The sequence below is a fragment of the Rhizobium sp. Root482 genome, from assembly GCF_001426565.1.
GTDB lineage: Bacteria > Pseudomonadota > Alphaproteobacteria > Rhizobiales > Rhizobiaceae > Pararhizobium.
Window position 1 is genome coordinate 574,974 of record NZ_LMFA01000012.1, and the last position, 18,599, is coordinate 593,572.

General features: G+C 63.2%; 16 protein-coding genes. 10 read left to right on the forward strand and 6 right to left on the reverse strand.

What is annotated here, in order from left to right; genetic code table 11:
* Positions 1–128: 128 nt before the first annotated feature.
* Positions 129–947, reverse strand: a complete 819-nt coding sequence (locus tag ASD31_RS10775) for an IclR family transcriptional regulator (protein ID WP_056332726.1) — start codon at positions 945–947, stop codon at positions 129–131.
* A gap of 143 nt (positions 948–1,090) precedes the next feature.
* Here ASD31_RS10775 and ASD31_RS10780 point away from each other — a divergent pair, with 143 nt between their 5' ends.
* From ASD31_RS10780 to ASD31_RS10805, 6 genes are all read left to right on the forward strand, one after another.
* Positions 1,091–1,861 (forward strand): SDR family NAD(P)-dependent oxidoreductase, encoded by a 771-nt coding sequence (locus ASD31_RS10780; RefSeq protein WP_056333231.1) that lies wholly within the window; start codon positions 1,091–1,093, stop codon positions 1,859–1,861.
* The gene (locus ASD31_RS10785; protein ID WP_056332729.1) at positions 1,861–2,778 is read left to right on the forward strand and encodes a 2-dehydro-3-deoxygalactonokinase; all 918 of its coding nucleotides are present in this window, start codon (positions 1,861–1,863) and stop codon (positions 2,776–2,778) included. Before ASD31_RS10780 ends, ASD31_RS10785 begins: the two co-directional genes overlap by 1 nt.
* Before the next feature lie 29 nt (positions 2,779–2,807).
* Positions 2,808–3,446, forward strand: coding sequence for a 2-dehydro-3-deoxy-6-phosphogalactonate aldolase (locus ASD31_RS10790; RefSeq protein WP_056332732.1), 639 nt, complete (start codon positions 2,808–2,810; stop codon positions 3,444–3,446).
* Complete coding sequence (locus tag ASD31_RS10795) at positions 3,443–4,327, forward strand: SMP-30/gluconolactonase/LRE family protein (protein WP_056332734.1); 885 nt, start codon at positions 3,443–3,445, stop codon at positions 4,325–4,327. The genes ASD31_RS10790 and ASD31_RS10795 overlap by 4 nt, the downstream gene beginning before the upstream one ends.
* 89 nt (positions 4,328–4,416) lie before the next feature.
* Positions 4,417–6,144, forward strand: a complete 1,728-nt coding sequence (locus ASD31_RS10800; RefSeq protein WP_056332737.1) for an IlvD/Edd family dehydratase — start codon at positions 4,417–4,419, stop codon at positions 6,142–6,144.
* 240 nt (positions 6,145–6,384) lie between these two features.
* On the forward strand, positions 6,385–7,041 hold the full coding sequence (locus ASD31_RS10805) for a PRC-barrel domain-containing protein (protein ID WP_056332740.1): 657 nt from the start codon (positions 6,385–6,387) through the stop codon (positions 7,039–7,041).
* A 95-nt stretch (positions 7,042–7,136) separates the two neighbouring features.
* On the opposite strand, the gene ASD31_RS10810 is transcribed toward ASD31_RS10805, so the two are convergent.
* On the reverse strand, positions 7,137–8,690 hold the full coding sequence (locus ASD31_RS10810; protein ID WP_056332743.1) for a trimethylamine methyltransferase family protein: 1,554 nt from the start codon (positions 8,688–8,690) through the stop codon (positions 7,137–7,139).
* 90 nt (positions 8,691–8,780) lie between these two features.
* Here ASD31_RS10810 and ASD31_RS10815 point away from each other — a divergent pair, with 90 nt between their 5' ends.
* Positions 8,781–9,749: a LysR substrate-binding domain-containing protein gene (locus ASD31_RS10815; RefSeq protein ID WP_056332746.1), complete on the forward strand. Its 969-nt coding sequence runs from the start codon at positions 8,781–8,783 to the stop codon at positions 9,747–9,749.
* Here ASD31_RS10815 and ASD31_RS10820 read toward each other — a convergent pair.
* Both ASD31_RS10820 and ASD31_RS10825 read right to left on the reverse strand, forming a co-directional pair.
* Positions 9,716–11,074, reverse strand: coding sequence for a putative bifunctional diguanylate cyclase/phosphodiesterase (locus ASD31_RS10820; protein WP_056332748.1), 1,359 nt, complete (start codon positions 11,072–11,074; stop codon positions 9,716–9,718). The two genes, ASD31_RS10815 and ASD31_RS10820, sit on opposite strands and share 34 nt — an antisense overlap.
* Before the next feature lie 184 nt (positions 11,075–11,258).
* Entirely contained in the window at positions 11,259–12,974 is a 1,716-nt protein-coding gene (locus ASD31_RS10825) for a response regulator (protein ID WP_056332751.1), read from the reverse strand.
* Between the two features lie 280 nt (positions 12,975–13,254).
* Between ASD31_RS10825 and mutL the strand changes: the two genes are divergently transcribed.
* Both mutL and ASD31_RS10835 read left to right on the forward strand, forming a co-directional pair.
* On the forward strand, positions 13,255–15,054 hold the full coding sequence (gene mutL, locus ASD31_RS10830; protein ID WP_056332754.1) for a DNA mismatch repair endonuclease MutL: 1,800 nt from the start codon (positions 13,255–13,257) through the stop codon (positions 15,052–15,054).
* A gap of 138 nt (positions 15,055–15,192) precedes the next feature.
* Entirely contained in the window at positions 15,193–15,426 is a 234-nt protein-coding gene (locus ASD31_RS10835) for a DUF2093 domain-containing protein (protein WP_056332757.1), read from the forward strand.
* Between the two features lie 6 nt (positions 15,427–15,432).
* Here ASD31_RS10835 and lpxK read toward each other — a convergent pair whose 3' ends face one another.
* Entirely contained in the window at positions 15,433–16,470 is a 1,038-nt protein-coding gene (lpxK, locus tag ASD31_RS10840) for a tetraacyldisaccharide 4'-kinase (RefSeq protein WP_056332759.1), read from the reverse strand.
* A 311-nt stretch (positions 16,471–16,781) separates the two neighbouring features.
* On the opposite strand from lpxK, the gene ASD31_RS10845 reads away from it, so the two are divergent.
* Positions 16,782–17,879 (forward strand): flagellin, encoded by a 1,098-nt coding sequence (locus ASD31_RS10845; protein ID WP_056332762.1) that lies wholly within the window; start codon positions 16,782–16,784, stop codon positions 17,877–17,879.
* A 10-nt stretch (positions 17,880–17,889) separates the two neighbouring features.
* Here the strand turns inward: ASD31_RS10845 and ASD31_RS10850 are convergent, their stop codons facing one another.
* On the reverse strand, positions 17,890–18,597 hold the full coding sequence (locus ASD31_RS10850; RefSeq protein WP_056332765.1) for an HAD family hydrolase: 708 nt from the start codon (positions 18,595–18,597) through the stop codon (positions 17,890–17,892).
* Positions 18,598–18,599: the final 2 nt, after the last annotated feature.

Here is an 18,599-nt window from a genome sequence, read left to right on the forward strand (position 1 = left end):
GCCGGCTTCGACGGAAACCTTTGTTTCAGGCAACGAATCGTCACCCACGAGATTGGACATCCGATATATGAAAGCTACAGTCCTGTTTTCCGGACGTCCAGTCGAATTGACTAACCTGCGGCGCGCCATCACGAAAACCTGCCGCCGGGGCCAAGCCGGATATCGACATCCTCGCTGATGGCCACCGCCGTCCGGCGCACCGGCGCAGCCCAGATTTCCAGTTGTTCCATCGTAACCCGGTAGGCCGGCCCGGTGACCGAAACGGCGGCGACGAGATCGAAGCCGGCATCATGAATGGGCGCCGCGACGCAGCGGATTTCCGCCTCATGCTCCTCCCGATCGAATGCATAGCCGCGCCCGCGCGCCGCATCGAGATCGGAGCCGAGCGAAGCGACGGAGAGATGGGTGTTTTCGGTAAAGCGATGAAAAACCAGCGCGGCGAGCACCTCGGCAAGCCTTGCCGGCGGCAGGGCACAGAGCGCCGCCTTGCCGAGGCCGGTACAATAGACCGGCGAGGCGTTGCCGATCTGCGATTCCATCCGCACGGTCTGCCGGCTCTCGACCTTGTCGACATAGATGATTTCCGTACCGTTGAGGACGCCGAGATGCACGGTCTCTCCGGTTTCCTCGTGCAGGCGGCGCAAATGCGGCTGGGCAACGGCCCGGAACCGGTTCTTCGACCACGAGCGATGGGCGAACTTCAAAAGCCGCAGGCCGGGCTCATAGCGCAGTTCACGATCCTGGGTCAGCATCCCCTCCTCGACCAGGTGGGAAAGCTGGCGATGCAGCGTGCCGCGCGGCTGGTCCGATAGGACAAGGATATCGCTGAAGCGGAGCGGCCTGTCGGCGCTCACCACCGTTTCCAGTACCGCCAGCACCTTGCCGAGTGTTCCCGTGCTACCCTGCCCGGTCTTCGCCGGCGAACCGGCGCTCGTCTCGCCTTGCATGATGCCCCCGTCCTGCGTGTCCGCGTCTTGACAAGTCGTCTTCCGTGGCGCGATTATTCCGCATAATAAAATTGCATTCCAGATAATGGAATATGCAGGCCGTGGATGCAAGGCCTTTGATGATCGCGGGGAAAAAGACGCAGATGGTATTGCCCAAAGCCCGATTTCACGACCTTGAGGGGCGCGGCGTCCTGATTACCGGCGGCGGCTCCGGCATCGGCGCGGCGTTGGTCGAGGGCTTTGCCCGCCAGGGCGCGCGAGTCGCCTTCATCGACATTGCCGAAGCCGAGAGCCGGGCGCTCGTCGAGCGCCTTTCATCCAGTAGCGAACACAGGCCGGTCTTCATCGCCGCCGACCTGCGCGACCTGGAGGCGCTGACATCTGCCGTCAATGGCGCTGCCGAGGCGCTTGGTTCGCTCGACATCCTGGTCAACAATGCCGCGCGCGACGACCGGCAGGCGCTTGAGGAGGTCACCGGCACAAGCTGGGACGAGAGCCAGGCGGTCAATCTACGGCACGTGTTCTTCGCAAGCCAGGCGGCCGCTCCCCATATGCGCCGCGCCGGCGGCGGGTCGATCGTCAACTTTTCCTCGATCGCCTTTATGCTGAATATGGGCGACATCCCCGCCTATGCCGCCGCCAAGGCCGGGATTATCGGTCTCACCAAATCGCTTGCCGGAAAGCTCGGGCCAGACAATATTCGCGTCAATGCCATATTGCCCGGGATGGTGGTGACCGAGCGGCAGCGGAAGCTCTGGATAAACGACGCCGCGATCGAGGCCATGATGGCGAAACAATGCCTGAAGCACATGCTGGTCGCGGAAGACATGGTAGGCCCTTGCCTCTATCTTGCCTCCGACTGCTCGGCGCGCATGACGGCGCAGGCCATGATTATCGACGGAGGTGTGTTTTGATGACGACGGCAGCCTATGCGGCGGTGGACTGGGGAACCTCCAGCTTCCGCCTGTGGATCATCGGCGAGAATGGCGCGATCCTTGCTGAGCGCCGCAGCGGCGAGGGCATGACGACCGCCGCGACAGCCGGGTTTTCGGCCATCCTGGAATCCCACCTGCGGGCGGTATCGGCGGCGCCGCACCTGCCGGTGGTCATTTGTGGCATGGCCGGCGCACGGCAGGGCTGGGTCGAGGCCGGCTATCTCGATACGCCTGCACCGCTTGCCGCCATTGTCGGGGCGGCGGTCACGGTGGCCGACGACAACCGCGATATCCGCATCCTGCCCGGGCTTGCGCAGCGCGACGAGGCCGCCGCCGACGTGATGCGCGGCGAAGAAACGCAGTTGCTCGGCGCGCTTTCTTCGCTTGAAGGCGGCAGCCATCTCGTCTGCATGCCCGGCACGCACAGCAAGTGGGTGCGTGTCACCGGCGGCGTGGTCGAGGGGTTTTCCACCTTCATGACCGGGGAACTGTTCGAGGTCATCTCCCGCCACTCCATTCTCAGCCATACACTTGCCAACGGCGGCGCCTTCGACGGCAGCGACCCGGCTTTTGCAAGCGCCGTGGCGGCCGCCGTCCGCAACCCAGCGCTGGCCACCAACCTGCTGTTTTCGATCCGCGCCGGGCAATTGTTGCATGGGCTGGCCGCGACACAGGCCAAGGCGAGGCTTTCCGGCATATTGATCGGGCTCGAAATCGGCGGCGCCCACGGCCTGGCGAAGGCCGGCAGCAATATCTGCCTTGTCGCCTCGGGCCCGCTTGCAGCCCTTTATCAATCGGCCCTCTCTGCCGCCGAACTCCCATCCGTCACCATCGATGCCGACGACGCCGTGCGGCTGGGACTTGCAGCGGCCGCGCGCGCCCTCTGGCCTGCCTGAAGCTGGCCCGCTCGAACAAGGAAAAAATCATGAAACGTATCCCCTTCCCGCCGATGAAACATCCGCTGATCGCCATCCTGCGCGGCCTCAAGCCTGAGGAAACGCAGGCCGTCGTCGGCACGCTGATCGAGGCCGGGTTCACGGCCATCGAAATTCCGCTGAATTCGCCAGATCCCTTTCGCTCGATCGAGATGGCCGTGAAGATGGCCCCCGCCGGCTGCCTGATCGGTGCCGGCACGGTCTTGACCACCGAGCAGGTCGAGCGGCTGGAAGGCGTCGGCGGCAGGCTGATGGTCAGCCCGAATGTCGATCCGGCGGTGATTTCGCTGGCCGCCGCTCGCGGCATGGTGACCATGCCGGGCGTCTTCACCCCGACGGAAGCGCTGGCCGCTGCCGCAGCCGGGGCGACCGGGCTCAAATTCTTTCCCGCCAGCGTGCTCGGTCCGTCCGGCATCTCGGCTATCCGCGCTATCCTGCCGCCCGATCTCGTGATCGCCGCGGTCGGCGGCGTCTCGGAGGCGGATTTCACCGATTATGCCAGGATCGGGGTGAAAAGCTTCGGCCTCGGCTCCAGCCTCTACAAAGCCGGCATGGATGCCAGCGAGGTCGGCGCGCGCGCACGGGCGACGATCGCAGCCTATGACGCGGTCTATGGAGCAGCGGCATGACGGAGACGATCGCCTTTTCCGGGAAAATCCTTTGCGACACAGCCCTCGAACTGGGCGAAGGCCCGACCTTCGATCCGGCCACCGGCACCGCCTGGTGGTTCAACATCAAGGGCCGCGAGCTGCACGAACTGCATCTGGAGAGCGGCCGCAAGCAGGTGCATCCCCTGCCCTTCATGGGCAGCGTTCTTGCCGTGATAGACCCGCAGCGGCAATTGCTCGCCTCCGACCAGGGACTATTCATCCGCGATACGCAGACCGGCGCGCTTTCGTCCTATGCTGCGCTCGAGAACGTCCCGGCCAATCGATCGAATGACGGACGCGTTCATTCCTCGGGAAGCCTCTGGGTGAGCACGATGGGCAAAAGCGCCGAAAAGAATGCCGGCGTCATCTACCATGTCGCCAAGGGCGTGGTGACGAGGCTCTATGGCGATATCACCATCGGCAACGGCATCTGTTTCTCTCCGGACGGAGGCACCGCCTATTTCGTCGATTCCTCCAACAACCGGTTCATGCGCGTCGCCGTCGATCCGCAGACCGGCCTGCCTTCAGGTGAGCCCACCCTGTTCAGCGACCAGAGCGGCAATCCGGGCGATGTCGATGGCGCGGTCTGCGATGCCGAAGGGCTGGTCTGGAACGCCCGCTGGGGCGAAGGCACCGTCGATGTCTATGCGCCGGATGGCACGCGGATCAGGCGTCATGCCGTGCCGGCCAGCCAATCGACTTGCCCCGCCTTCATCGGCGCCGGCGCCGACCGGCTTTTGGTGACGTCGGCCTTTGCAGATATGGATGACGCGGCGCGGGCAGCCGACCCTTACGCCGGCAAGACCTTCGAGCTGGGTGTCGCCGTCAAGGGCCGTTTCGAGCCCGCCTATAAACTCTGAGCGCCCGCATCGCAGCGGTTTACAGAGCTTTCCATTAAAAGTAATACAATTGATCCAGGCGGGCATCGCCGGACCGAGGGAGTGCTCTGATGAGCGACGAGAAGAAAAAAGAACTGCGCAGCCGGCACTGGTACGGCGGCACCGACAAGGATGGTTTTATCCACCGCTCCTGGATGAAGAACCAGGGATTTCCCGATCATGTCTTCGACGGTCGACCGATCATCGGCATCTGTAATACCTGGTCGGAACTCACCCCCTGCAACAGCCATCTGCGCATCCTGGCCGAAGGCGTCAAGCGCGGCGTCTGGGAAGCCGGCGGCTTTCCGGTGGAGTTTCCGGTCTCCTCGCTCGGTGAAACGCAGATGCGCCCGACGGCGATGCTGTTTCGCAACCTGCTTGCCATGGATGTCGAGGAAGCGATCCGCGCCTATGGCATCGACGGCGTCGTGCTGCTCGGCGGCTGCGACAAGACCACGCCCGGCCAGTTGATGGGCGCGGCCTCCGTCGACCTGCCGACCATCGTCGTCTCCTCCGGTCCGATGCTGAACGGCAAGTGGAAGGGCAAGGATATCGGCTCGGGCACCGATGTCTGGAAATTCTCCGAAGACGTGCGCGCCGGCAAGATGAGCCTTCAGGAGTTCATGGCGGCCGAAAGCGGCATGTCGCGTTCGCCCGGCGTCTGCATGACCATGGGCACGGCGACCACGATGGCCTCCGTGGTGGAGGCCATGGGGCTTTCGCTGCCGACCAATGCGGCGCTGCCTGCCGTCGATGCCCGCCGCATGGCGTTGTCCCACATGACCGGCAAGCGCATCGTCCAGATGGTGCACGAGGACCTGCGACTGTCGAAGCTGCTGACCAAAAAGAATTTTGAGAACGGCATCATTGCCAATGCCGCCGTCGGCGGATCGACCAATGCGGTGGTGCATCTGCTCGCCATTGCCGGCCGCGCCGGCGTCGATCTGACGCTCGACGATTTCGACCGCGTCGGCGGCCAGGTGCCCTGCATCGTCAACTGCATGCCGTCAGGCAAATATCTGATCGAGGATCTGGCCTATGCTGGCGGTCTGCCGGCGGTGATGAACCGCATCCAGCACCTCCTGCATGCCGATGCGCCCACCGTGTTCGGCGGGCCGATCTCCGACTATTGGCGCGACGCCGAAGTCTATAATGACGACGTCATCCGCCCGCTCGACAATCCGCTGCGCGAACGCGCCGGCATCCGCGTGCTTCGCGGCAATCTTGCTCCCAATGGCGCCGTCATCAAGCCGTCGGCGGCGAGCGAACATCTGCTTGCCCATGAAGGCCCTGCCTTCGTCTTCGAGACCATCGAGGAATTGCGCGAGAAGATCGACGATCCGAACCTGCCAGTGACGAAGGACACGATCCTCGTCCTCAAGGGCTGCGGGCCGAAGGGTTATCCGGGCATGGCGGAAGTCGGCAACATGCCGATTCCGCGCCGCCTGGTCGAACAGGGCGTGCGCGACATGGTGCGCATTTCCGACGCCCGCATGTCCGGCACCGCTTTCGGCACCGTCGTCCTGCATGTGAGCCCGGAGGCCAATGCCGGCGGGCCGCTGGCGATCGTCAGGACCGGCGACCGCATCCGCCTCGATGCGATGAAGGGCGAACTTTCGCTGCTGATCGGCGAAGAGGAGTTTTCCGCTCGTATGGCCGCCTGGCAGCCGCCGGAGCAGAAATGGACGCGCGGCTATTACAAGCTCTATCACGATACGGTGCTGCAGGCCGACAAGGGAGCCGATCTCGACTTCCTGGTGGGCGCAAGCGGCAGCGAAGTGCTGCGCGAAAGCCACTGAACTGCTGGAAAGGAAACCGGGCGCAGCACCCGGTTTCTTCCTTCTGATTGCAATCACGGCAGCTTACGGTTCAGCCGGATACGGTTGCGGGATTGGATATGCGGAAAAGTTCCTTCACTTCCCTGTTATTTTTTTACGGAACCACTGACCATCTTTGACGTTTTGTTGGCATCACCGGTGCGGCGGACCCCTCGACCCCGCGCCCTGATCGACAAAGAGAACGAAAAGGAAGGTTTGAAAATGACCAAGAAACTCGTAGCTTCCGTCGCCGCAGGCGCACTTTTTGCAGGCGTAACCGCATTCGCACCGCTCGGCTTTGCTCAGGACGCCACCCAGCCGGCCGCACAGCCGCAGACCATGGAAACCCAGCCGATGGCTGGCGAGCAGCCGGCCGACGCCACCCAGAAGCCTATGGATCAGGCCGCTGAAGCAGCGCCCGCCGGTGGTTCCAACTATCTGACCGAACAGGGCCAGGACCAGATCGCCGCCAGCACCTATATCGGCCAGTCGGTCTATAACGCCGCCGATGAAAGCATCGGTGAGATCAACGACGTGATCTTTACCAAGGACGGCTCTGTCGAAGCTGCCGTCATCGGCGTCGGCGGCTTCCTCGGCATCGGCGAAAAGAACGTTGCCGTTCCGCTTGACACCATCACCGTTGCCGAAGTCCCGGACTCCGACGACCTGAAGCTGACGACGGCAGAGACCGCCGACACGCTGAAGGCTGCTCCGGAATTCAAGACCAAGTCGCAGCAGGTGGCTGAGCAGAACGCCAATACGCCGGTGGATACGTCCACCACGTCATCGACGGGCATGGCTCCTGCCGACCCGGCAACTGCCCCGGCAACCGGTAGCGATCCGGCCGTCCAGCCGGCCGCGCCAGCGACCAACAACTAACAGGGATCATTCGGTCCTGATGAACGGCGGCGCGCAAGCGCCGCCGTTTTTCGTGGCCGGCTTATTGGCCAGATACGGACCTGAACGCAACAGGATCAGTACCAGGCGTCAGTCATCTCATTCTTGCGTCTCGCCATGTAATCGCCGAGAGCCTCGTCGATCGCCTCGTCCAGGGGCGGCGCCTCATATTCGGCAAGTGTCTTCTTCCAGCGCCGGTTGGCGCGCGCCGCCATGTCGGTCGATCCGCCCTCCTCGCTCCATTTCTCGAAGGGCTCGTTGTCGGAAAGCGCCGAGTCCCAGAAGGCCGTCTGGTAGTTGCGCATCGTATGATCGCAACCGAGGAAATGGCTGCCGGGGCCGACCTGCAGGAAAGCATCCATGGCAAGCGTATTGTCGTCCACCACGACGCCGGCGAGATAGGAATGCAGCGCACCGCAGAAATCCGTGTCCATCACGAATTTCTCGTAGGACATGGCGAGCAAGCCGTCCAGGAAACCGGCTGAATGGAGGATGAAGTTTGCGCCGCAATGCACCGCCGAGAGCATCGACATGACGCCCTCCTGCATGGCCTGCGCGTCGGGCAGTTTCGAATTGGAGAAATTGCCGGCGCAGCGCAGCGGCAATTTCCTGCGGCGGGCAAGCTGGCCGATCACCATCGAGCCGATCGCCGGCTCCGGCGTGCCGAAGGTGGGCGAGCCCGATCGCAGCGACATGGACGAGAGGAAGTTGCCGAAGATCACCGGCGCGCCCTTGCGCTCCAACTGCGTCAGCGCGCAGCCGGCCAGCGTTTCGGCATAGGACTGGGCAATCGCGCCGGCATTGGTGACCGGCCCCATGGCGCCGCCGAGGATGAAGGGCACGATGACCGCCGCCTGGTTGGCGCGGGCATAGGCGCGCAGCGATTTCGTCATCGTGCCGTCCCAGACGAGCGGCGAATTGACGTTGACATTGCCGAGGATGACGCAGTTGCGATCGACGAAATCACGGCCGAAGACGATCCGGGCCATGTCGATGGAATCTTCCGCCCGGTCTTCCGCCGTGATCGAGCCCATGAAGGCGCGGTCCGAATATTTGATATGGCTATAGACCATGTCGAGATGGCGCTTGTTGACCGGCACGTCCACCGGCTCGCAGATCGTGCCGCCGGAATGGTGCAGCCAGGGGCTCGACTGGGCGAGCTTGATGAAATTGCGGAAGTCCTCCAGCGTGCCGTAACGGCGGCCCTTGTCGAGATCCATGACGAAGGGCGAGCCATAGGCAGGGGAGAAGACGACGTTCCTGCCGCCGATCTCGACATTATGGGCGGGATTGCGCGCATGCTGGGTAAACTGTGCCGGCGCTGTCGAGACGATCTCCTCGAGCATGCCGGGCTCGAACCGCACCAGATCGCCATCGACCTTTGCGCCGGCTCGCTTCCAGTGCTCAAGCGAGGCCGGATCGTCGCGAAATTCGATACCCACCTCCGAAAGGATGCGATCCGCCACCCGCTCGATCTTCTGCAGGCTTTCCTCGCCCAGGATGTCGTAGGTCGGGATGTTGCGGGCGATATAGGGAACGCCGGCAATTTTTTCCGCACCGTCGCGGCGCGCTGGGCGCCCGCCCCTCGACCGTCTTGCCGGTTGAGCCTCTGCCGCCATCAAGGTTTCCATCCGCCGCCTCCCATTTCTTCACGGAAGGCTAGCTGCGAAAATCCACGCTGTAACGCTGGAAAGATTCGAGATATCCTATAAACTCAGCTTATGGAAACCCTGCGCCGTCTGCTGCCCTCCGCCTCCAGCCTGATCGTCTTTGAAGCGGCCGGGCGCCACCAGAATTTCACCCGCGCCGCCCATGAGCTGGCCATGTCGCAGGCCGCCGTCTCCTATGCCATCCGCGGATTGGAGGAACAGCTCGGCGTGCCGCTGTTTCACCGCGTCCACCGGGCCGTGCAACTGACGGAAGCGGGGGAGAAATTCCATGCCGACGTGTCGCTTGGCCTTGCGCGTATCCAGAAGTCGGCCGAGGACATCCGGGCCAAGCGCCGCGAGACCAATGTCACCCTGGCCGCCTCGACAGCCTTCGCCTCCATGTGGATGTTGCCGAGGCTCAACCGGCTGCGCGAGGATCTGCCGGATATCGATCTTCGCATCCAGACGAGCGTGCGCGATCTCGATCTCGACGAGGAGCCGATCCCGCTCGGGGTGCGGGGCGGCAACCCGGCGAACTGGCCGCGCTACCATGCCGCCCTTCTGGCGCCGGAGGTGATCACCGCCGTCGCCTCGCCCGCCTTCATCGAGGCGCATGGCATGCCCCAGACCCCGTCGGACCTGCTCGGGCACCGGCTGATCCATCTGGAGGAGCCGGTTCGCCAGGCTTGCGACTGGCCGGAATGGTTCGCAAGCGCCGGGCTTACCTATCCGGCCCGGTCGCGCCGGCTGGCGATCAATGATTATGTACTGGTGCTGCAGGCGGTGCTGGCCGGGGAAGGCATCGCACTTGGCTGGCAGCATCTAATCGAACGGCAGGTGAAATCAGGCGCGCTGGTTCCGGTCGGCCATCATGTGCTGGCCACGGATCTCGCCTTCTACGTCGTCTGGCCGCGTTCGCGCGAGCTCAACCAGCAGGCGCGCCGGGTGCGCGACTGGCTGCTCGCCGAAGGCCGGAGCGAGCGCGACGAGAGAGCCGCGTCGGCGGCTCAGTCGGTCGCAGACGCCGCTGCCGGGTCCTGATATTTTTCAGCGAGATAGCGCAGCGTCGTCACCGAATCGGCGGGCTTTCCGTAGAAATAGCCCTGGCCCATGCCGCAGCCGAGACCTTTGAGTTTCAGGGCCTCCGAAAAATCCTCGATCCCCTCGGCAACGACTTCGAGGTTGAGACCGTCGCACATGGTGATGATCGCCTTGATGATATGCTCGGAGGCGCGGTCGGCGGAAATGCGCGAGACGAAGGCGCGATCGATCTTGACCTTGTCGAAGGAAAAATCGCGCAGGCGGCCGAGGCTCGACTGGCCCGTGCCGAAATCGTCGAGCGAAATGCGCACGCCGGCAGCCCGCAGATCGGTGACGATCTTGTGGGCGACATCGGCGTCGGTCATGACGGCGGTCTCGGTGATTTCCAGCTCTAGCCGCCGGGGATCGAGACCGGCGCGCCGGATGATCGACAGCACGTTGGCGCTCGTGGAGGGATCGGTCAGCTGCGCCGAGGACAGATTGAAGGAGAGGAAAAGCTCCTTCGGCCAGAGAAGCGCGGTCTCGGCCGCCTTGCGCAAGAGCGTCTCCGACAGGGAATCGATAAAGCCGCGCTCTTCGGCGAGCGGCACGAAGACGGCGGGCGAGACGTAACCGAGATCCGGGTCGCACCAGCGCGCCAAAGCCTCGAAGCCGACCACCATATCCGTCTTCAGATTGACGATCGGCTGGAAATGCACATCGACTTCATCGGCGATGATGGCATTGCGCAGCGCCTGCTCGAGCTGGGTCGAGCGTTTCATCTCCTGGGCGATTTCCTGCGAATAGACGGTGATCTGGCCGCGCCCGCGACGCTTCGAGCGATAGAGCGCGGTATCGGCGCTCTTCAGGAGATCCTCGAATTCCTCGCCGGCAAAAGGGTAGACGGCAAAGCCGAAGGAGGCCGAAAGCCGGACATTGCGCTCGCCGAGATCGAAGGGCGCCGACAGCACCTCCTTCAGCATATTGCCGACCTTCTCGGCGCCCTTGCGCTCGAACACCAGTGGCAGCACGAAGGCGAATTCATCGCCGCCGGCCCGGATCACCGTTGCTCCGTCCGGCATGCAGGCAACCAGCCGGTTGGCGACCTGGCAGAGAATTTCATCTCCGGCATGCGGACCGAAGAGATCGTTGATCGGCTTGAATCCATCCAGATTGGCAAGGCCGATGGTAAACGGCGCCGGATCGCTGGCGCGCTCGGCGGCGATCTCCCGGACCTTGTCACGCAGGCGATATGAATTACCTAATCCCGTCAAGGGATCGGTATAGGCCATCGCATGCAGATCGTTCCGGCTGAGGTGCTGAGACAAGGGTTCAGCAGAGGTCATCAACGCATTCCCGGGACTGGATTTCAGAATTTTATCATAAACGGACGATGCGCATCGAGAGTTAAGATTTCTACAGCAAAGCCTCCCTCAGATTCGCGATGCTCTCCCTAATACTGGGGGTTGACAGAGATTTTGAACAATCGTTCGCCTCTGCCACATCCGGCACGAAGCGTAGCGCGCCCGTTCAACCGACCCGACGCTCGGCTGCCAGGGGCACGAATTTCCGGTAGACGGCCTCGATCATGTCCGGGCTGATCGGCTTGGTGATATGGTCGTTCATGCCGGCCGCAAGCGCCCGTTCGATATCGATATCGAGAGCCTGCGCCGTGACGGCGACGATCGGGGTCTGGAACTCTGCCGATTTTTCGGCCGCGCGGATGACGCGCGCCGCATCGAAGCCGTTCATGACCGGCATGGAAACATCCATCAGCACGAGGTTCGGCCGATATTCCTGCCAGAACCGCACGGCTTCCTCGCCGTTTGCGGCGATGCGGTAGGAAATCCCAAGTCCTTCGAGGATCTGCGAAAAGACGATCTGGTTGATCTCGTTGTCCTCGGCGACCACGACTTCGATTTCCGGCGGCGGCCGGCCCTGAGGTTCCGCATCGGGAATGACGATCTCCCAATCCGCCGGAACCTCGGAGCCACTGCCGTTTTCGCAAAGCCCGGTGAGACTGCCCCGCAGATCGGCCGGCTTCCAGTCCTTGGCGAGAAGCAGAGACGGCGAGTTCTTCCATTGCGCAATGACGCCCAAGGCATCGGCGCCCGTTCCGTCCACCACCAGTGCGTCGATGCGGATATCGCACCCCGCGCAAAGGTCGGCAAAGGCTGTGAGTTCGGTTCGGTTCCGAACCGCACAGGCGTCGAAGCCCCAGCGGCACAGCAAGGGAACCAGGCTTTGCTCCAGGGCGGGCGCGGATGTCAGCACCAGAACCCGGCCATTGGCCGGCGCCGCCGGCTTGATGATCGCACCTGCCTCGACCAGATGCTGCATGTCGATGGAGAGGAAAGGATCGTAGCAGTTCTGCGCCGGGACAAAGGCTGCATAGTCTTTGATTTCCAGCGGCGACCGGCCGGAGAAAATGCCGTTCCCGTCATAACCGACGACGAGGTCGGTCACGTCGTTCATGCAGGTGACCAGCAGATATTTGCCGGGCGTACCGACGCGGAATTTGCGGGTGACGACCCAGAGATCCTCGCCGTCCGCCTTGACGATCTGTTCCGGCAGGCAATGGACCTCACCGGTCTCCAGCGTGGCGCGGTCGGAGCGCTCGAATTTTTCCGCCAGTTCCGGCTCCAGCAGGTCCCAGACCGAGCGGCCGAGAATGGCATCGGCGGTCATTCCGTGCAGGGTGCAGAAGGCCCTGTTGACGGCGACGTAATTGAGGCTGCGGTCCTTGACGCAGATCGGATTGGGCAGGCAATCGAGAATGCCCTCCGTGAGCTCGACGCGCTCCACGTCCAGCTGCATCTGCTCGTCGCGCTTCTTCTGCTCGGAGACATCGCTGATGGCGACGATGCCGAGGCCGTTCGAAAGGCGGCGCTTGCGCACGCTGATCCAACGGTGACGGCCGATGCGCTCCACCATTTCGAAACGTTCGCGCCAATGGTGGGAAAGCTGCTCTGAAATCCACTCGTCGCGGTTGGAATGCCGGTGGCTCGTCTCGGGCGCCGTGCCGGAGCGAACGCCGGAATCGAAGATCGCGCCGAGAAATTCCCTCAGCCGCGTCCCGGGCTCGAGAAATTGCGCGGGGATCGGATAGAATTGCAGGATGGGCCGGCTTGCAAAAACGATCTCGTCATTCTTGTCGCAGACAAGGATGGCCAGGCCGAGAGCGTCGGATGTCGCCTCGAGCACGGTTTTCTGGATGTTCGCGCCAAATGACGCTACATCATTCATTGCATAGCCCTCACACAAGCTTGCGGCTTCTTTTCCGGGGGGACATGCTGATCAGATGGCGCAATGGCCCTATCTGGGGTTCAATCCTGGGCGGCCAGCATCGCCACAGGCTCCAAATCGACGAACCCGTGCTCATTCAGGTTCATGGGGAAAATCGCAGCTTTGTATTAAGGCGAGATTAAATTCGGCCCGATCCTGTCGCGCATTCCCATTGCGACACAGCCGGGGATAGAGGTCGGGGAACCCTTTCCACGACGGCCCGAATCCGGGACAATAGCCCATGCCCATCAAACAGCTCTCCGAAACCCTGATCAACCAGATTGCCGCCGGCGAGGTCATCGAACGGCCGGCAAGCGCTGCCAAGGAACTGATCGAAAACGCGCTCGACGCCGGTGCCACCCGGATCGAAATCGCGACAGCAGGCGGCGGCAAGACGCTGCTGCGCGTCAGCGACAATGGCTGCGGCATGGGGTCGGAAGAGCTCGAACTGGCGGTGCAACGCCATTGCACCTCCAAGCTCGACGACAATCTCCTCGATATCAGGACGCTCGGCTTTCGCGGCGAGGCCCTGCCGTCGATCGGCTCGGTGGCCCGGCTTACCATTGCCAGCCGACCGGCCGGTGCCGGCCATGGCGCCGAGATCGGCGTTTTCGGCGGCAAGCTGCAGCCCGTAAAACCTGCTGCGGTGAACCAGGGCACGATGGTGGAGGTGCGCGACCTGTTCTTCGCCACGCCGGCGCGGCTGGCCTTCATGAAGACCGAGCGGGCCGAGGCAGCGGCCATCTCGGAGGTGGTGCGGCGGATGGCGATCGCCTTTCCCGGCGTGCGTTTCGTGCTTTCCGGCTCGGACCGGACAACGCTCGAATTTGCCTCCACCGGCGAGGATCGGCTGGCCCGCATCGCGCAGGTGCTCGGCCGCGATTTCCGCGACAATGCCATTGTGATCGATGCGGAGCGCGAGGGCGCGCGGCTGACCGGATTTGCCGGCGTGCCCACCTTCAACCGCGGCAATTCCCTGCAGCAATATGCCTACGTCAACGGCCGCCCGGTGCAGGACAAGCTGATCTGGTCGGCCCTGCGCGCCGCCTATGCCGAAACCATTCCGCAGGGGCGCTATCCCGTTGCGACGCTCTTTCTCGATGTCGATCCCGATATCGTCGACGTCAATGTGCATCCGGCCAAATCGGATGTCCGTTTTCGCGATCCGGGCATGGTGCGCGGACTGATCATCGGCGCGATCCGCCAGGCCCTGGCACAGGATGGCGACCGGGCCTCGACGACCGGCGCCGGCGGTCTGATGCGGGCCTTTCGCCCGGAACCGCAGCGCCACAACGGCACATGGAGTGCCGCGACATCGCCCTACCGGCCGATGGATTTCGGCTCCGTGCCGACCGGATTTGGCGAGACGCCGCAGGCAGGCCTTTCCGGCCTCACCATGCCATCGGCGCGGATGTCCGTGCCCGAACCCGAAACGGCATTTGCGGAACCGGCCGATCAACCGCATCCGCTTGGCGCGGCGCGGGCGCAGTTGCACGAAAACTATATCGTCGCCCAGACCGAGGACGGCCTCGTCATCGTCGATCAGCATGCGGCACACGAACGGCTGGTGTTCGAGGCATTGCGCAAGGCATTGAATGCGCGGCCGATTCCGGCACAGGCGCTGCTCATTCCCGAAATCGTCGATCTTCCCGAGGAGGATTGCGACCGGCTGATCAGCCATGTGGACGAATTTTCGCGGCTGGGACTTGGGATCGAGCGTTTCGGCCCCGGCGCCGTCGCCATTCGGGAGACACCGGCGATGCTCGGCGAAATGGACGCTGTGGGGCTGGTGCGCCAACTGGCCGACGAGCTTGCCGAATGGGACACGGCGAACGGCCTCGCAAACCGGCTGGACTATCTGGCGGCGACCATGGCCTGCCACGGCTCGGTGCGCTCCGGCCGCAGGCTTCGGCCGGAAGAGATGAACGCGCTGCTGCGCCAGATGGAGGCGACGCCGGGCTCGGGCCAATGCAATCACGGCCGACCGACCTATATCGAGCTGAAACTGTCGGATATCGAGAAACTGTTCGGCCGCAGTTGAGCCGTTCGCGTCAATTGCGCTGGAAATATGGGCCATGGCGAGCTAGAGCAAACAAGGCGACGAGAGATCGCGCACCGGTGAAGGCGGGTGCCGGCCGGCCTATCATTGAAAACGGACAACGACATGCGAGGTCGAAGGGTGATGAACCGGTTTGAAGGCAGTGGCGACAGGCAGGCCAAGATCCGCTATCTCGATGGCGATTTCCAGATCGTGCTGCCCGGATCCCACGTCATCTGCGCGGTCACTGGCGCCGTCATCCCGGTGGACGAATTGCGCTACTGGAGCGTGGCGCGGCAGGAAGCCTATGCCGACGCCGCCGCTTCCTATGAAGCGGAAAAGCGTGCCGGGGCTCTACCCGGCCAGACATCGTAGGCCAGTTCAGGCCCGGTCTTTCCGCAGGCTGCGCATCCGGGCGGCATTGACGGCGGCGTCGATGATCTTGGCTGGCACCGCAGGATCGTCGAAGCGCACATCCACGGCGATGATCCGGCTTTTCTCCATCAGTTCCCCTGCCCGGCCATGGCCCGGCTCCAGCCGTACCATATCCTTGGCCGTGGTCACCATTCGGTAGCCCTTCGCGGCGGCGAGATCGAGGAGGTCGGCGATCTCATCGGTCGAGAAATGGTGATGGTCCGGAAAGCTGCGGGTTTCGGCAAGGACCGCGCCTGTCTCACGAACGGTGCGGAAGAACTTCTCCGGATCGGCGATACCCGCCCAGGCAAGCACCGGCACATCCTTCAGGCCGCCATCGTCCAGATGCACGATATCGGCCGCGTGGATCGGCTTGCCGGCCCGCGCCGCCCGGCGAACCAGCACATCGGCGCGGTCGCCATTGCCGATTTTCAGCAGCGCCGAGGCGTGGCGCAGTTGTTGGCCGATCGGCGCCCGGACCGGGCCGGACGGGATCATGAAGCCATTGCCGATACCGCGCCGGCTGTCGATCACCAAAAGCGAGAAATCGAAGACCAGCCGGGCGCTCTGGAACCCGTCATCCATGATGATGATGTCGGCGCCCTCGGCAACCAGCCGGCGGGCACCTTCAATGCGTTTGCGGCAGACCACGGCCATGCCTTCGCGGGCAAGCAGCAGCGGTTCGTCGCCGACATCGCGGGCGCGGTGATGGCCGGCATCGACGACAGTCGTCACATCGAGCGAGCCACCATAGCCCCGGCTGAGAAAGCCCGGATTCAGCCCCTTCTTCCGAGCGGCGCGGGCGAGCGCGATCGCCGTCGGCGTCTTGCCGGCGCCGCCGACGGTGAAATTGCCGACGCAGATGACCGGAACCGGAACCGAGGCGCGCCGCGCGTGATCCATGCGCGAGCCGGAAATACGACCGTAAACCCAGGAGAAAGGCCAGAGGCCATAGGCGCGCCAATCCGCCTTGGTCCACCAGAACGGTGGTGCTTCAGATACCATCAGTCTTTCCGCCTTCCGCGCCCATGGTTTTCGGTTCACCATGCTTGACGCGGTATTTTTCGTAGGACCGGAACAAATTTTTTAAGCCTGAGACAAATGTTCCGAACGGCGATACAAAACGGCAGATCGCCGGGAATTGCAAGCCTCGCACGGTAGTCCGGCTGGCCGCATGTTTTCGCCGGCATCGCACCGGGCGTATTTTTACGGGTATGCGGCCAGCCGGATATACCGGGTGTTAACCAGCTTTGGGCGACAACTGGTTAACTACGTTATCGACTTCCGTTTTCCTGTTTTTTGTAGCGGTTTTGACAATGATCACCACAAGTTTCAATTCGGCGGCGACCGCCGCCCTGGCGATCCTGCGCCATAATGACAGCACCCACGACAAGTTACAGAACGTCGTCACCACCGGCATGCGGATATCGGAGGCGGCGGACAATGCCGCCTATTGGTCGATCGCCACCGACATGCGCAACACCGCCAAGGCGACGAGCACCGTCATCGACGCGCTGGAACTCGGCGCGGCACTGATCGACGTGTCCTACCAGGCGTCCGAAACCCTCATCGACATAAGCTCCGAGATCAAGGCCCGGGTGCTGATGATGAAGGATGTCGGCATCGACCGCTACAAGGTCAGCTCGGAAATCTACGAGTTGGAAAAGCAGTTCCTGTCGACCTTGGAATCGGCCTCCTTCAACGGCCGCAATCTGCTGGCGCCGGGCAAGCTCAATTATGTGGAAAAATCCTATGTCGACGGCAATGGCCGGACGCTGAACTATATCGAGATGAGCCCGCCGGATGCGGGCCTGGTCTTCGGCGGTATCGTTGCGAGCTATACCAAGGGCAGGGTCGGCATCATCAACATCCATGGCGACAGCAATCTCAACATCTTCGGCCCGGCCTCCTACAAGAACGAGGATGGCTCGATCAGTCCGCAAAGCGGCCTCGTCGACGATCCGCAGGCGGATGGCATGACGAATGGCGTGACGCATGAGGACCCCGCCAAGACTTCGGCCTGGCTGCCGGCCTTCAACGGCCGCACGCAGGTCGCGTTCAATCATGGCGGCCATACCGACGACATGTTCAGCGCTTCACATATGGGCGAAGTGCCCGACGACCTGGTCGACTATGCCACCGACCTCCTGCTCACCCGCTACGACACCATCCACGCGACGCTGACCGACCGGGCGGCGACGCTGGGCTCGCTCAGCATGCGCATCGACATGCAGGCCGACTATAATCGGACATTGACGGCGACGATCGAAAAGGGCGTGGGGCGGCTGGTGGATGCGGATATGAGCGATGCTTCCACCAAGCTCAAGGCCATCCAGTCGCAGGTGCAGCTGACGGTCCAGGCGCTCAATATCGCCAATAATTCGCCGTCGCTGCTGATGCAGCTGTTCCAGTGAGCATCGGCTCTTAGACCAGGACCGCCTCAAGCTCGGTAATATCGTTGAGGCAATGATCGGAAGCGGCCGCCAGCGATTGCGGCGAGCCGGTGCCGGTCAAAACCGCGACGGTCAATCCGGCGCCGGCATTGCGGCCCATATGGAGATCGTGATTGTTGTCGCCGACAACCGCGACCTGGTGGGGTTGAAGCCCCGTCGCGGCGCAGAAGCCGTGCACCATGCCCGGCTGCGGCTTTACGCCGAAACCGCTATCATAGCCGGCGACATAATGCAGGTAGGTGTCGAAGCCGAAGCGCTTCGCGGTTCCCCGGATCGAGCGCTCATTGTCGCTGGAGGCAACACCGAGCCGGTAGCCCTTGGCGTGCAGGTCCGCAAAGAAGGCTGCGAGGTCGGTGACCGGCACGGCATAGGCGGCCGAATTGGCAAAGAGCCCGTCGAACTTCTCAGTCAGCGCCTCCACCGTATAGGGGGCACCGGCCGCGACCATGCCGGCGGCGATCTCCGCCGCGGTTCCGGCGGCAAGCAGGCTGTCGGGCGTCACATGCCCAGTATCGGGGTCCATGCCGCCGGCCAGAAGCAGGCGTCTTGCCAGTGCCGCATCGCCATTGGCGGCGATGGTGGCGACCTCGTAGTTCACGGGCACCCAGCTTTTCACATAGTCGAGCAGCGTGCCGTCCTTGTCGAACAGGATGCCGGCAATGGTTCTATCGGTCGTCATCG